15 protein-coding genes are annotated in these 14,206 nt (G+C 65.9%); 7 read left to right on the forward strand and 8 right to left on the reverse strand.

Annotation, left to right across the window (positions count from 1 at the left end):
- Positions 1–61: 61 nt before the first annotated feature.
- The 3 genes from MUK71_RS12380 to groES all read right to left on the reverse strand — a co-directional run bounded on the left by MUK71_RS12380 (position 62) and on the right by groES (position 2,455).
- Positions 62–328 (reverse strand): hypothetical protein, encoded by a 267-nt coding sequence (locus tag MUK71_RS12380; protein WP_227928821.1) that lies wholly within the window; start codon positions 326–328, stop codon positions 62–64.
- 137 nt (positions 329–465) lie between these two features.
- A complete protein-coding gene (groL, locus tag MUK71_RS12385) occupies positions 466–2,076 on the reverse strand; it encodes a chaperonin GroEL (protein ID WP_227903758.1) in 1,611 nt (536 codons plus the stop codon).
- A gap of 82 nt (positions 2,077–2,158) precedes the next feature.
- On the reverse strand, positions 2,159–2,455 hold the full coding sequence (groES, locus tag MUK71_RS12390; protein WP_087076694.1) for a co-chaperone GroES: 297 nt from the start codon (positions 2,453–2,455) through the stop codon (positions 2,159–2,161).
- Positions 2,456–2,788: 333 nt separating this feature from the next.
- On the opposite strand from groES, the gene MUK71_RS12395 reads away from it, so the two are divergent.
- The 5 genes from MUK71_RS12395 (at position 2,789) to MUK71_RS12415 (ending at position 7,094) form a co-directional block, all read left to right on the forward strand.
- A complete protein-coding gene (locus MUK71_RS12395; protein ID WP_227928820.1) occupies positions 2,789–3,733 on the forward strand; it encodes a siderophore ABC transporter substrate-binding protein in 945 nt (314 codons plus the stop codon).
- Positions 3,734–3,818: 85 nt separating this feature from the next.
- A complete protein-coding gene (locus MUK71_RS12400; protein WP_227903760.1) occupies positions 3,819–4,850 on the forward strand; it encodes an ABC transporter permease in 1,032 nt (343 codons plus the stop codon).
- Positions 4,843–5,859 carry an iron chelate uptake ABC transporter family permease subunit gene (locus MUK71_RS12405; RefSeq protein ID WP_227903761.1) on the forward strand — a complete coding sequence of 339 codons (1,017 nt, stop codon included), beginning with the start codon at positions 4,843–4,845 and terminating at the stop codon, positions 5,857–5,859. Before MUK71_RS12400 ends, MUK71_RS12405 begins: the two co-directional genes overlap by 8 nt.
- A complete protein-coding gene (locus MUK71_RS12410; protein ID WP_227928819.1) occupies positions 5,856–6,614 on the forward strand; it encodes an iron ABC transporter ATP-binding protein in 759 nt (252 codons plus the stop codon). The genes MUK71_RS12405 and MUK71_RS12410 overlap by 4 nt, the downstream gene beginning before the upstream one ends.
- Before the next feature lie 174 nt (positions 6,615–6,788).
- Positions 6,789–7,094, forward strand: coding sequence for a hypothetical protein (locus MUK71_RS12415; RefSeq protein WP_227903765.1), 306 nt, complete (start codon positions 6,789–6,791; stop codon positions 7,092–7,094).
- 86 nt (positions 7,095–7,180) lie between these two features.
- Here MUK71_RS12415 and MUK71_RS12420 read toward each other — a convergent pair whose 3' ends face one another.
- Positions 7,181–8,338, reverse strand: coding sequence for a MalY/PatB family protein (locus tag MUK71_RS12420; RefSeq protein ID WP_227928818.1), 1,158 nt, complete (start codon positions 8,336–8,338; stop codon positions 7,181–7,183).
- 54 nt (positions 8,339–8,392) lie between these two features.
- On the opposite strand from MUK71_RS12420, the gene MUK71_RS12425 reads away from it, so the two are divergent.
- Positions 8,393–9,622, forward strand: coding sequence for a class I SAM-dependent methyltransferase (locus tag MUK71_RS12425; RefSeq protein ID WP_227903772.1), 1,230 nt, complete (start codon positions 8,393–8,395; stop codon positions 9,620–9,622).
- 51 nt (positions 9,623–9,673) lie between these two features.
- On the opposite strand, the gene MUK71_RS12430 is transcribed toward MUK71_RS12425, so the two are convergent.
- A complete protein-coding gene (locus MUK71_RS12430) occupies positions 9,674–10,486 on the reverse strand; it encodes a shikimate 5-dehydrogenase (protein ID WP_227903774.1) in 813 nt (270 codons plus the stop codon).
- A 161-nt stretch (positions 10,487–10,647) separates the two neighbouring features.
- Between MUK71_RS12430 and MUK71_RS12435 the strand changes: the two genes are divergently transcribed.
- Positions 10,648–11,793 carry a glutamate--cysteine ligase gene (locus tag MUK71_RS12435; protein ID WP_227903775.1) on the forward strand — a complete coding sequence of 382 codons (1,146 nt, stop codon included), beginning with the start codon at positions 10,648–10,650 and terminating at the stop codon, positions 11,791–11,793.
- 133 nt (positions 11,794–11,926) lie between these two features.
- On the opposite strand, the gene tsaD is transcribed toward MUK71_RS12435, so the two are convergent.
- From tsaD to tsaB, 3 genes are read right to left on the reverse strand one after another with little or no spacing between them, the layout of a single operon-like run.
- Entirely contained in the window at positions 11,927–13,009 is a 1,083-nt protein-coding gene (gene tsaD, locus MUK71_RS12440) for a tRNA (adenosine(37)-N6)-threonylcarbamoyltransferase complex transferase subunit TsaD (RefSeq protein ID WP_227928817.1), read from the reverse strand.
- Positions 13,006–13,491: a ribosomal protein S18-alanine N-acetyltransferase gene (rimI, locus tag MUK71_RS12445; protein ID WP_227928848.1), complete on the reverse strand. Its 486-nt coding sequence runs from the start codon at positions 13,489–13,491 to the stop codon at positions 13,006–13,008. Before rimI ends, tsaD begins: the two co-directional genes overlap by 4 nt.
- Positions 13,492–13,517: 26 nt before the next feature.
- A complete protein-coding gene (tsaB, locus tag MUK71_RS12450) occupies positions 13,518–14,186 on the reverse strand; it encodes a tRNA (adenosine(37)-N6)-threonylcarbamoyltransferase complex dimerization subunit type 1 TsaB (RefSeq protein WP_227928816.1) in 669 nt (222 codons plus the stop codon).
- Positions 14,187–14,206 lie beyond the last annotated feature (20 nt).

Here is a 14,206-nt window from a genome sequence, read left to right on the forward strand (position 1 = left end):
ATGAGGAAGGAGAAGGCCCGAATAAGCCTGTTCCTATCCTAAAACGAAAGCGGGGCCGCCCCTATTCCGCCGGTTCGTATCCCTTTGCCTTCACCGGTATGCCCGCCCGTCCGGTGCAAGCCAGGATCCGCAGGGACAGCGCCCCGCCGTAGTCAGCAGACCCGCAGACAGGTCCTCCCCGGATGGTCGCCTGCCCTTTAAACAGGCATGTTTCCAGGATTCCCGGCAGCCGTCCGCGCTGCCCGGCGTCGGCAAAGGACAGCACGCCTTCCTCCTGACCGGGGACCGGTTTCCCGTCCGGAGAGCTTTCGCGTGTGAGCGAAGCCACGGCAAAACCGTCGGGTGCGGTGCCCGGCAGGTACTGCGCCGTGGCGGCGTTCGCCTTCCCGTCCGGACACACAAAAGGCCCCGTCCGCGGAACGGTGTCCGCGGGCGGGGCCTTCGCGTGAAGCGAGGGGTTACCGGCTAGTGCTGGTGTCCGTGATCCTCATCCTCTTCGGCCGGCTTCTCCACCACGAGGGCTTCGGTGGTGAGTACCAGCGAAGCGATCGAGGCGGCGTTGCGCAGTGCCGAGCGGGTGACCTTGACCGGGTCGATGATGCCGGCGGCGATCAGGTCCTCGTACTCGCCGGTGGCGGCGTTGAAGCCGTTGTTGACCTTCAGGTCGCCCACCTTGGATACAACAACCATGCCTTCGGCCCCGGCGTTCTCGGCGATCCAGCGCAGCGGCTGGGCCAGTGCACGGCGGACCAGTCCGACGGCAGTGGCGGCGTCGCCTTCCAGCTTGGCCACCTCCGAGTCGGTGTCCAGCGCCTGTGAGGCGTGGACCAGCGCGGAACCGCCGCCGGCCACAATGCCCTCTTCCAGGGCTGCACGGGTGGAGGAAACAGCATCTTCGATGCGGTGCTTCTTTTCCTTCAGCTCCACCTCGGTGGCTGCACCCACGCGGATGACGCCGATGCCGCCGGAGAGCTTGGCCAGGCGTTCCTGGAGCTTTTCGCGGTCCCAGTCCGAGTCCGTGCGCTCAATCTCGGCACGGATCTGTGCCACGCGGTCGGCGACGTCGGCTTCGGAGCCGGCGCCGTCAACAATGGTGGTGTTGTCCTTGGTGACCGTGATGCGGCGGGCGGAACCCAGGACTTCCAGTCCAACCTGGTCCAGCTTCAGGCCCAGGTCGGGGCTGACCACCTGCGCACCCGTGAGGGTTGCGATGTCCTGCATCATGGCCTTGCGGCGGTCGCCGAACCCGGGAGCCTTGACGGCAACCACGTTCAGGGTGCCGCGGATCTTGTTGACCACCAGGGTGGAGAGCGCTTCGCCGTCCACGTCTTCGGCAATGATGAACAGCGGCTTGGAGGCCTGCAGTGCCTTTTCCAGCAGCGGCAGGAACTCGGCCACGGAGGAGATCTTGCCGGAGTTGATGAGGATCAGCGCGTCTTCGAGGACGGCTTCCTGACGCTCCGCGTCCGTGACGAAGTACGGGGAGAGGTAGCCCTTGTCGAACTGCATGCCCTCGGTGATGACCAGTTCGGTCTGCGTCGAGGAGGATTCCTCGATGGTGATGACGCCGTCCTTGCCGACGGTATCGAAGGCCTGTGCCAGCAGTTCACCGATCTCGGTGCTCTGCGCCGAGATGGCAGCCACGTGGGCCACCTGGTTGCCTTCAACCGGCTTGGCGTTTTCCAGCAGACGCTTGGCAACAGCATCCACGGAGACCTCGATGCCGCGCTTGAGCGCGCCGGGAGCTGCACCCGCGGCAACGTTGCGCAGGCCTTCCTTGACCAGCGCCTGTGCCAGCACGGTAGCCGTAGTGGTGCCGTCGCCGGCAACATCGTTGGTCCGGGTGGCTACTTCCTTGGCCAGCTGTGCGCCGAGGTTCTCGTACGGATCCTCCAGCTCAACTTCGCGGGCAATGGTGACGCCGTCGTTGGTGATGGTGGGGGCGCCCCAGGTCTTGGCCAGGACAACGTTACGGCCGCGCGGGCCGAGGGTTACCTTGACTGCGTTGGCCAGCTTATCGACGCCGGCTTCCAGCGAGCGACGGGCGGAGTCATTGAACTCCAACTGCTTTGCCATGTGTGTGTCCTTTCCGACAACTACATCTGCACCTACATCAGAAAACCCCGGCCAGAATGGTGGCCGGGGTTTTCAAGGGGAACTACTTTACGACGACGGCCAGCACGTCGCGGGCGGACAGCACCAGGTATTCCTGGCCGCCGTGCTTGACTTCGGTTCCACCGTACTTGGAGTAGATGACAACGTCGCCTTCGGCAACGTCAACCGGAACGCGGTTGCCGTTGTCGTCAACGCGGCCGGGTCCAACTGCAACTACTTCGCCCTCCTGGGGCTTTTCCTTGGCAGTGTCCGGGATAACGAGGCCGGAAGCAGTGGTCTGCTCAGCTTCGAGCGGGCGGACAACAATACGATCCTCAAGCGGCTTAATAGAGACCGACACTCGGGCTCTCCTTTGCGTAGTTTCTAACGGGTTTGGGGCCGTCGGTTGGCGCTGGCCGTCGTCGCGGTGCCGGTTCGCGCTTCCCTTCGGGGAGTTAGCACCCTCACGTGCGGAGTGCTAAGTCAGACTTTATGCATTGGTTAGCACTCGGTCAAGGTGAGTGCCAGAGCTGCGTGGATCACGCGCACAGGATTACGCCTCCGGGGTACCAATGACGTAAACCGAATTTGCTTAGGCTTACCTAACGGGATAGTTTTCATCTGCGCGCACCATTAGAAAACATTTCTGTGTCCTATTCCTGCGGTAGGCACATCGACTCTCACCGGAGCCCCCATGATCACCAAGTCCCGCCTGCTGGCCGGAACCGCCCTCGTGTCCCTCCTTGCGCTCAGCGCCTGCTCCACCGAAGCAGCAGAAGCCGACGCCGACTCGACCTCCGACTCGACCGTTACGGTTGAGCATACACAGGGCAGCACCGATGTTCCGGTCAACCCGGAGACCGTCTACACCTTCGACCTCGGCGCACTCGACACCCTGGATGCCCTCGACATTGACGTTGACGGTGTCCCGGCCGCAAACTTCCCGGAAAGCCTCTCCAAGTACGGCTCGGATGACTACGCCAAGATCGGCAGCATGAAGGAACCCGATTTCGAGGCCATCAATGCCGGCGCTCCGGACCTGATCATCATGTCCGGCCGCACTGCCGATTACTACGATGAGTTCTCCAAGATCGCCCCCACGATCAACCTCAGCACCGATGCCGCGGATCCGTGGAACTCCTTCATCTCCAACACCGAAATCATCGGGGAAATCTTCGGCAAGGAAGCCGAGGTCGAGGACAAGCTCGCCGCCCTGGACGCCAAGGTCGAAGAGACCAAGGCAACCGCGGCGGACGCCGGCAACGGCCTCATCATTATGACCAGCGGCGGCGAGCTGACCGCCTACGGAGCGGGTTCGCGCTTCGGCCTGGTGCACGACGTCCTCGGCGTTGCCACCGCGGCTGACATCAAGTCCGAAGCCCAGCACGGCGAACGCGTGGGCTTTGAATACATCGCGGAAAAAAACCCGGACAACCTCTTCGTGATTGACCGCGACGTCGCCGTCGGCAACGCAGGCGAGGTCGCCTCCGCTGTCCTGGACAACGAGCTTGTGCAGGGAACCGCAGCAGCGCGCAATGACCGCATCACCATGCTGGATTCCTCCAGCTGGTACCTCGTGGGCTACGGCCTGAACAACGTCGACGCCATGGTCAGCGCAGTTCAGGACGGCATTTCCTAACCCGCTTCCACGCTCCTGCTAAATCCTCGCCGGCCGGCCTCCCGCATCAGGGAGGCCGGCCTGGTGCGGAAGATGGAAAAGCAACATGACTGCAATCCTCTCCCCTCCGGCTCCGGCACCTGCCGGAGCTGCCGGCGTTGGCCGGCGGCGTCCCGGCCCCGGGGCAATGCTGATAGTGGGCGGAACCGCCGTCCTGGTGCTTGCCGTTGTGTCCATGTTTGTCGGTGTCAGCGACGTGTCCCTGCCCGCCCTGCTTGCCGGGGATGAACATGCCTGGCACATTTTCTGGATCAGCCGCCTCCCGCGGACCCTGAGCATCATCCTGGCCGGCATGGCCCTCAGCGTCGCCGGCCTCATCATGCAGCTGATGGCCCGCAACAAGTTCGTTGAACCGTCTACCGTGGGCACCGTGGAATCCGCATCCCTCGGCATCCTGGTGGTGACGGTGTTTATCCCCGGCGCCTCACTGCTGGCCAAAATGTCCACTGCCACGGTGTTCGCCATTGCCGGAACCGCACTCTTCCTGCTGGTCCTGCGCCGGATCCCGCTGCGGAACACGCTGATCGTGCCGCTGGTGGGCATTATGCTCGGCGGCGTGATTGCTGCCGTCACCACGTTCTTCGCCTACCGGTTCGATCTGCTGCAGACCCTGAACAGCTGGATGGTCGGCGACTTCTCCGGCGTACTGCGGGGTCGTTATGAACTGCTCTGGATTGTCGGCGCGCTGACCCTCATCGGATACCTGGCTGCTGACCGCTTCACCGTCGCGGGCATGGGCCAGGATTTCACCACCAACCTCGGCCTGAACTACAACCGCGTGATGACACTGGGGCTGATCATTGTGTCCCTGATCAGCGCCGTTGTGGTTGTCAGTGTCGGCTCGGTGCCGTTCCTCGGCCTGATCGTGCCCAACCTGGTCTCGCTGATGATCGGGGACAATGTACGCCGGGCCATCCCCTGGGTCGCCATCTTCGGGGCGGGGTTTGTCCTCGCCTGCGACATCATCGGCCGGACCATCCGCTACCCCTACGAAATCCCGGTGGGGGTCATTGTCTCGGCCATCGGCAGCGCCCTGTTCCTTTACCTGCTCCTGAGAAAGCGCTCCGCCAGTGCCTAGCAGTCCCGCCAGCGTCCTTCCCTCCGCCCTTACCGTGCGGCGCCGCCGTCCGGTGCGGAGCCTCTCCCCCCGTTTCTGGCTCATCCTGCTTTCGGTTCTGGCAGCAGCCCTGGTCACTGTATTCATGACCATCGAGCTGCGCGGGAACATCGGTTATGTCCTGCCTCGCCGGGCCATCAAGGTGGGTTCGATGATCCTGGTGGCGTACGCCGTCGGCGTCTCCACCGTGCTGTTCCAGACGGTAACGGCCAACCGGATCCTGACGCCGTCCATCATGGGTTTTGATGCCCTGTACGTGCTCATCCAGACGCTCCTGGTCTTCGCCTTCGGCGGCGGCGTGGTGCTCGCCATGTCCGGCCCGCTGCGCTACGGCATGGAGGTGGCCCTAATGGTGGGCTTCTCCTTCCTGCTGTACCGATGGCTCTTTACCGGCGGCGGCAAATCCCTGCACCTGATGCTGCTGGTCGGCATTGTGCTGGGCACGCTTTTCCGCGGCATTTCTTCCCTGCTGCAGCTGCTGATCGATCCCAGCGAGTTCATCATCCTGCAGGACCTGTTCTTCGCCAGCTTCAACAACGTGGACGGCAAGCTGCTCGCCTACTCGCTGATCGCCGCGGCAGCCGTGAGTATTCCGGCCTGGCGCCTGAGGCACCAGCTCGATGTCCTGTCCCTGGGCCGGGAGACCTCGATCAACCTGGGCATCAACCACAAACGCACCGTGACCCTGGTGCTGGTGATCTGCTCGGTGCTGGTGGCCGTCTCCACCGCACTGGTGGGGCCGGTGACCTTCTTCGGCCTGCTGGTCGCGTCCCTGGCCTATCAGCTCTGTTCACACTTCCGGCATGCCGCCGTTGTTCCAATCGCCGTCCTGCTCGGCATCATCGCCCTGGTGGGCGGCCAGCTCGTGCTCGAACGCGTCTTCGCGTTTGATACCGCACTGAGCATCGTCATTGAATTTGTAGGCGGGATCGTCTTTCTGATCCTGCTCCTGAAAGGCTCCGTCAAATGATCCAGGCAACCGGCGTCACCAAAAAGTACGCCGCCACCACGGTTGTGGACGGGGTGAGCTGCACCATCAAGGATGGCGGAATCACCTCGATCATCGGCCCCAACGGCGCCGGCAAATCCACCTTCCTGTCCATGATCAGCCGGCTGCTGGGGATGGACGCCGGAACGGTTTCCGTGGACGGGCTCGACGTCGTCTCCACCCCGGGCCGGGACCTGGCCCGGAAGATGGCTATCCTGCGCCAGGACAACCAGCTGACTGTCCGCCTGACCGTCCGGGACCTGGTGGGATTCGGGCGCTACCCGCATAACGGCGGGCGGCCCGGACCCGACGATAAAGCGCACATTGACCAGGCCATGGCGTACCTGGACCTGACCGCGCTGGCAGACAAGTTCGTGGACGAGCTTTCCGGCGGACAGCGCCAGCGTGCCTTCATCGCCATGGTGCTGGCCCAGGACACGGACTATCTGCTGCTCGATGAGCCCCTGAACAACCTGGACATGAAGCACTCCGTGGAAATGATGCGGCTGCTGCGCCGGCTCACTGACGATTTCGGCAAGACCGTGGTCCTGGTCATCCACGACATCAACTTTGCCTCCTGCTACTCGGACGACATCATCGCCATGTGCAACGGACGGCTGATCCATCAGGGCCCGCCGGCGGACATCATGCGCCCCGAAATCCTGCGTGACATTTACGAGATCGACATCCGGATTGAAGAGATCGACGGCAACCGGATCGGCGTGTATTTCGCCTAAGCAGGCAATCCGGTACCGCGCCCGTTCGGGCTGGCCGGAACGCGGACCCGCACCCCGTTCGGGTACGAAGTAGCCCCCTGCAGGACCGGAAATCGCCAATGTGCATTGCACCACGCCGCAGCCCTCTCCTAGGTTGAAAGACCCACATATCCGGTCTTTCGGGAAGGGCTTGCCATGGAGGAGTCGAAGCTGCGCGTGGCGGTCCGGCTTGATCTGAACGCCCGGCAGGCACGCCTGGTGGTGCGCGGGCGGGTCACCGAGCAGAACAGCAAGGTGCTGTACGTGCTGGCCCGGCGGGCCAATGCCGCGCTTCCCGGCCTTGCGGTGGTGCTGGACCTTCGGAAGGCGTCGGCCACGGAGGAAGCGCTGGCTGGCCTGCTGCGCAGTTCGGAAACGGGTGCCCTGCCGGTGCTGGCCGGCCGCACCGCACCTCAGTCACTGGCGCCGCGGCAGCTGAGTATCCTGGCGCCTGCCGCGTAGCTCTGCAGCGCCGCAGCTCCCGTGGCAGCAGCCCTTCCGCTGCGCAAGCTGCACCTCCCGTCCGTGCGTTTATCGCGCCCCGGCGTTTATCGCGCGGGCGGCGTCACCGCAGCCAGCCGCCTCACCGCCTCGGTGAGGACCTCGGGTGAGCAGGCAAAATTGAGCCGGGCGAAACCCGCTCCCTGCCGGCCGAAGCGAACCCCCGGTTCCAGGGCAACCCGTGCCTGGTCCAGGGCAAGGGCTGCCGGGGCGTCGCCCCAGCCCGCCGGGCCGAAGTCCAGCCAGGCCAGGTAGCCAGCGGCCGGCCGGAGGTACCCGACTCCGGGCAGGTGTTCCGCCAGCAGATTCCCCAGCAGCTCCCGGTTCGCGGCCAGTGATTCCATCACGCCGGACAGCCAGGGACCGCCGTCGTTGTAGGCTGCCACGGATGCGTGCAGCCCCAGGATGCTGGTCCGGGCCTGGACCTCCTCCGGCATCGATGCCAGCTGCAGTCTGGTCCGGCTGCTCTGCGCCACCATCACCGCGCACTTGGTGCCGGCGATGTTCCATGCCTTGCTGGCTGCGGTGACCGTAATCCCATAGTCGCGGGCATTCTCCGAGACGGAGAGGTACGGAGTGAAGGAGCCGGGGGAATAAGCCAGCGGGGCATGGATCTCATCGCTGATGACCGCCACACCGTACTTCACCGACAGGTCCGCGAGCGCCCGGAGCGTTTCGGCGGAGTGGCAAAGGCCCAGCGGATTGTGCGGATTGCACAGCAGCAGCGCATCCGCGCCCCGGATGAATGCCCGTTCGATACCCGCCAGGTCCAGCGCCCAGCCCTCATCGGCCGCGAGCAGGGGCACTTCCACCACGGAGGCGTCCGCTTCCACGGGCAGCTCGAAGAACGGCGGATACACCGGAGGGGTGATCACCACGCTGCCGTCCACGGGCACTACCTGGCGCAGGGACTCCACAATTGCCACACTCACATCCGTGGTGCACCCCACGTCCTCCGCGGCGACGGCCCAATTCCAGGTCCGGGACGCGAAGCCGGCAAAGGCTTCGGCCACCGGCCCGGGGCCGGCGACGTACCCGGTATCGGACGCCAGTACCCGGCTGATCACGGCCTGCTGCACGGGCTCGGCCAGCGGATAATCCATCTCCGCGACGAACAGCGGCAAAACGTCCGCGGGATAGGTCTGCCATTTGTAGCTGGTCCGGGACCGCAGTGCGGCCAGCGGCTCGGCGGAGATCCTCGTCATGCCGCCCAACCTACAGCTAACGTGCAGGTGCGCAGAAGAACTAGGCTGGAGGGCATGCCTGATACTTCCCTTGCACATGTTCTGAGCCCCGAGGGATGGCAGCTGCTGAACTCGCTTCCGCCGTACCTCGAATCCGAGTCCCTGAAGCTGAACACGGACCTGCGCAAGGCAGGGCACTCCCCCGAGCTGGTGGCTGCCGTCCTGACCCAGGCAAAGCTGCGGATGAAGGCGCGGGCCAAGTTCGGCCCGTTCGCCGAACACATGGTGTTTACCGCCCCCGGCCTGGAGCAGGCCACCCGGCTCAATGTGGCGGCCCTGCACGCCCGCCGGTACCAGGAGGCAGGGCTGGAGAAGGTGGCGGACCTGGGCTGCGGCATCGGCGCCGACTCCCTGGCGCTGGCCACCCTGGACCGACAGGTGACCGCCGTTGAACTAGATGAGATCACCGCAGCCGCGGCGACCATCAACCTGATGCCGTGGCCCGAAGCGACCGTGGTCCAGGGCAGGGCCGAGGAGTTCGACCTGACCGGGTTCGACGGCGTGTGGCTGGATCCGGCGCGGCGGACCACGTCCACCTCCGGTACCACCCGCATTTTCGATCCGGAGGCCTTCTCACCGCCGCTGTCCTTTGTGGAGTCACTGGCGGACTCCGGGCTGCCCGTGGGCGTGAAGATGGGGCCGGGCATCCCGCATGAGGCGCTGCCGGCGAACTGCGAGGCACAGTGGGTCTCCGTGGACGGAGACGTCACCGAGGCTACCCTCTGGTTCAACACGCTGCGCCGCGAAAACGTCCGGCGGGCGGCACTGGTGATCGGTTCCGGCGGCGCCGCTGAACTCACCTCACCGGTGGATTACGACGCCGGGGCCCAGGACGTGGAGCTGGGGCCGGCCGAGGGGTACCTCTATGAGCCTGACGGCGCCGTGATCCGGGCCGGGCTGGTGGCCGATGTTGCGCGCACCTTGGACGGGCACCTGCTGGATCCCCACATTGCCTACATCTGCGCCCCCGAACTGCGTGAGACGCCCTTTGCCCGGGCGTACCGGATCCTGGAGGTTCGCCCGTACAACGTCAAGGCGCTCAGGTCCTGGGTGAAGGAGAACCACATCGGCGTGCTGGACATCAAAAAGCGGGGTATGTCCGTTACGCCGGAGGAACTGCGCAAGGCCCTGCTCACCGGCACCGGCAAGGGCGGAGCCAAGGGGCAGAACAAGGCAACCCTGGTCCTCACCCGGATCGGCGAGGACCGCGTGGCACTGGTGGTTGAGCCGGTTCCGGAGTCCTGACGGCACCGCCGCGCGGATGCGGCACCGGCCCGTCAGCCGGCGGCTGGCCGGTCAGGCGCGGGAGAACTCGCTGGCCGCCCGGACCTGCTCGGGTGTGGGCCGCACCCCGGTGTAGAGCACAAACTGTTCCTCCGCCTGGATGGCAATCACTTCGGCGCCGGTGATGACCTGCTTTTCCGCCTTCCGGGCAGCGGCTATCAGCGGCGTCTCAGCGGGCAGCGCGACGACGTCGAACACCACCTTGGCGGCAGCCACGGCGTCGTCGGTGAAGGACTGCACGGACTCATCGGTGCCCGCCATGCCCAGCGGGGTCACGTTGATCAGCAGATCCGCCGTGGAGGTGCCCGGCTCGGCCTGCCAGCTGAAGTCGTACAGATCCGCCAGGGCCCGCCCGGTTCCCTCGTTGCGGGCCACCACCGTGACGTCGGAGAAGCCTGCATCCCGCAGCGCTGCGGCCACCGCTTTGGCCATGCCGCCGGATCCGCGCAGCAGCACCGAGTGCGAGGCAGGCACGCTGTGGTCCCGCAGCAGCCGGGCGATGGCCAGGTAGTCCGTGTTGTAGGCCGTCAGCACGCCGTCGTCGTTCACGATGGTGTTCACCGAATCGATGGCCCGGGCGGAGGGATCCATCCGGTCCACCAGGGCAATCACATCCTCCTTGTACGGCATGGACACCGCCGCGCCGCGGATGGGCAGCCCGCGCACCCCGGCAATCGCCTGCGCCAGGTCAGCCGGCGCAAACGCTTTGTATACGTAGTTCAGGCCCAGCTGGTCATAAAGGTAGTTATGGAAGCGCGTCCCGATGTTGCTGGGCCGGGCGGCCAGCGAGATGCACAGGGTCATGTCTTTGTTCAGGATCGGCATCTACCCATTATGGCCGTGCCCGGCCGGTGGCCCGGCACCCGGACGGGTTTTCGCCGGCGGTTCGCCCGGACCCGCGGCGGTTATAGGATTGTGAAGGTTCTCAAGCGCAAAGATGCGGGTCCGGGCGCTGTTATTTGGTATTGCATGAAGCAGGAGACAGTTTGGAAATCGAGTTCGCCAAGTCCGCGCAGTCAACCCTGGGAGTCGAGTGGGAACTCGCCCTGGTGGACGGCCGCACGGGTGACCTGGTCTCCGTGGCAGACCAGGTGCTGTCCGGTGTCAACGCCAACGATCCGGCGATGCGCGCGGATGAGGAGCACCCGCACATCAAGCAGGAGCTGTTGGAGAACACCGTGGAGCTGGTGACCGGGGTGTGCACCACCGTGGCCGAGGCGAAGGCGGATCTGACCCGCTCCCTCGAAGCCGTCCGCCGGGTCACTGACCCCATGGGCGTGGAGCTTTTCTGCTCCGGCTCCCACCCGTTCAGCGCGCCGAGGTCACAGCCGGTGACGGACAAGGAACGGTACGCAAAGCTCATTGACCGCACCCAGTGGTGGGGCCAGCAGATGCTCATTTACGGTGTGCACGTCCACGTGGGACTGGACAGCCGGGACAAGGTCCTCCCCGTCCTGGACGGACTGGTGAACTACTTCCCGCACTTCCAGGCGCTCTCCGCCTCGTCGCCGTTCTGGTCCGGGGAGGACACCGGGTACGCCTCGCAGCGGGCCATGATGTTCCAGCAGCTGCCCACGTCCGGGCTGCCTTTCCAGTTCGCATCCTGGGCGGAGTACGAGTCCTACGTGGCGGACATGCTCACCACCGGCGTGATTGACTCCATCAGCGAAATCCGCTGGGACATCCGGCCGGTTCCGGGGCTGGGCACCATCGAGATGCGGGTCTGCGACGGTCTGGCAAGCCTGCAGGACATCGGCGCGGTGGCAGCGCTGACCCAGTGCCTGGTCCACGAGTTCTCCTCGATCATCGACGCGGGCGGCACCATCCCCACCATGCCGCCGTGGCACGTGCAGGAAAATAAATGGCGGGCTGCCCGCTACGGGCTCGAAGCCATTGTTATTCTCGACGCCGCGGGCAACGAAAAGCTGGTTACCGAGCATCTGCTCGAAGATGTCCTGCCCCGGCTTGAGCCCATTGCGGAGCAGCTGGGCTGCAGCAACGAGCTGAACGACGTCCGCACCATTATTGAACGGGGCGCCGGCTACCACCGCCAGCGCCGTGTCGCCGCGGAGAACGACGGCGACCTGCGCGCCGTCGTCCTGGACGGCATCGCCCAGCTGCGCGGGGCCTGATCCGGCGGAGTCTGCCAAAAAGCATGAAGGGCCCCGGCGGGATAACCGCCGGGGCCCTTCTGCCAGGACTGAAGTTGCGGGGCGCGGATGCGCCGTCTGCCGTCTGCCGTCGAACGCTACGCGCCGGCGAACGCTACGCGCCGGCGGGAGCCAGATGGATGCTGGTCACGGGCAGGGACGGGTCCGTGCCGAAACCGATGCCGGAGGGTTCCCCGCCGGCCATTACCACCTGCGCGCCCAGGGCAGCCACCATGGCGCCGTTGTCCGTGCACAGGGAGATGGGCGGGACGCGCAGCGTGATTCCTGCGGCGGCGCAGCGTTCCCCGGTCAGCTCCCGCAGCCGGGAATTCGCCGCCACTCCCCCGCCGAGCAGCAGATTGGTGATGCCGTGCTCGGTGCAGGCCAGGACGGCCTTGGCGGTGATGACGTCCACTACTGCCTCCTGGAAGGACGCGGCGATGTCCGCCACCGGCAGCTCCTGCCCGGCGGCCTCGTACTGCTCCACGCAGCGGGCCACGGCCGTCTTGAGGCCGGAGAAGGACCAGTCGTAGCGGTGCGGGCCCGGGGCCTCGGCGGTGCCCATGTACTTGGGCTGGGTCAGGCCGCGCGGGAAGCGGATGGCTTTCGGGTTCCCTTCACGGGCCAGCCGGTCAATGGCCGGCCCGCCCGGGTAGCCCAGCCCCAGGATGCGTGCCACCTTGTCATAGGCCTCGCCCGCGGCGTCGTCAATGGTGGAGCCAAGCAGTTCAACATCACTGGTGAGGGAGGCAACGCGCAGGATTTCCGTGTGTCCGCCGGAGACCAGCAGCGCACCGAGGTTATCCGGCAGCGCGCCGCCGTCGAGCACGCCCACTCCCACGTGCGCCACCAAATGGTTGATCGCGTACAGCGGCTTGCCGGTGGCCAGGGCCAGTGCCTTTGCGGCGCTGACGCCCACCATCAACGCGCCGGAGAGCCCGGGCCCGGAGGTGACGGCGATGGCGTCCAGGTCCGCGAGGCTGACGCCCGCATCGGCCAGGGCCGCCTGCAGGGCCGGCACCACGGCATCAAGATGGGCGCGGGAGGCGATTTCCGGGATCACCCCGCCAAACCGCACATGTTCCTCCATGGAGGAGGACACCGTGTTGGTCAGCAGCTGCGTGCCCCGGACAATGCCGACGCCGGTCTCATCGCAGGAGGATTCGATGCCAAGCACCAGCGGGTCGGTGCGGTTCATTTGCTGTCCTTTTGCTGTTGTTCGGATGCTGCGGGGCCGGGCGCCCCGGTCCAGGCGGCCAGCGGCAGGCGCATGATGAGTGCGGAAGCGCCGTCGCGGTAGTAGCGCGGGCGGATGTGGATCTGTTCGAAGCCGAACCAGCGGTACAGCCGCTGGGCACGGGGATTGTCATCCCGCACCTCCAGCAGCACGTCTTCGGCGCCGCGCTGTTTCGCCTCCTCCACGAGTATGGCCAGCAGCCGGGAACCGATGCCGGATCCCTCATTTTCGGGCACAACCGCGATGGTCTGGACGTCCGCGATGGGCAGGACACACATGAGGCCGGCGTAGCCGATTACCGTGCCCGCCGGATCTTCCGCCACGTAGTAGGAGCGGGTGTCCGTCTGGGCGAGTTCATCGTGGAACATCTGCAGCGGCCACGCGTCGACGGGAAAAAGCCTGCGCTCCAAAGCATCCACCGCGGGGATGTCCTCGGTGGTCATGGGACGGATGGAGATGGCCGTGTTGCTCACAGGGCACGCTTCCGGGGGCCCGGGACCTTGGCATCGGATTCGCGCAGGTACAGCGGGGTGCTGGGCAACAGCGGCAGGCCACGCACCAGGCGGGCGGCCGCGGTGCGGCCGAGGGCCTCAGCGGTGGGCTGGGCGTTGGCGAAATCCTTTACGGCGTGCAGGACCTCCGGGTAAAGGCCCGCACCGGCGCCGTAGACCGGCAGGGCCGGAACCTGCGCCGGATCAGAGACATGCGGACCGTCGAGAAGCTCGGGTGTCCCGCCGGTGCTGCGGTAGGCAGCCCAGTAGACCTCCTTGCGCCGGGCATCGGTGGCGACGGCAAACTCGTCAATCCCCAGCCGCCAGGCGTCCAGGGCCGCATCCACGGCTATGGCGTCCAGGCTCATGACCCCGTGCAGCGGCTTGTCCCAGGCGAAAGCCAAGGTGCGGGCGGTCGCGATGCCGGCGCGCAGGCCGGTGAACGGCCCGGGGCCGACACCGGTCACCACGGCATCAAGGTCCGCACCGGTCACGCCTGCCCCGGCCAGCAGCCCGGCGATGCCCGGCGCGAGGACCTCGGCGTGGGAGCGGGTGTCTTCGGTGGCGAAGGACGCAATTACTTCCCCCTCCCCGGTGAGCAGTGCCGCGCTGGCTATGGCGGAGGTATCAATGGAGAGGATAAGCACGGTTTCCATTCTACGGCGCG

The organism is Arthrobacter zhangbolii (genome assembly GCF_022869865.1).
GTDB lineage: Bacteria > Actinomycetota > Actinomycetes > Actinomycetales > Micrococcaceae > Arthrobacter_B > Arthrobacter_B zhangbolii.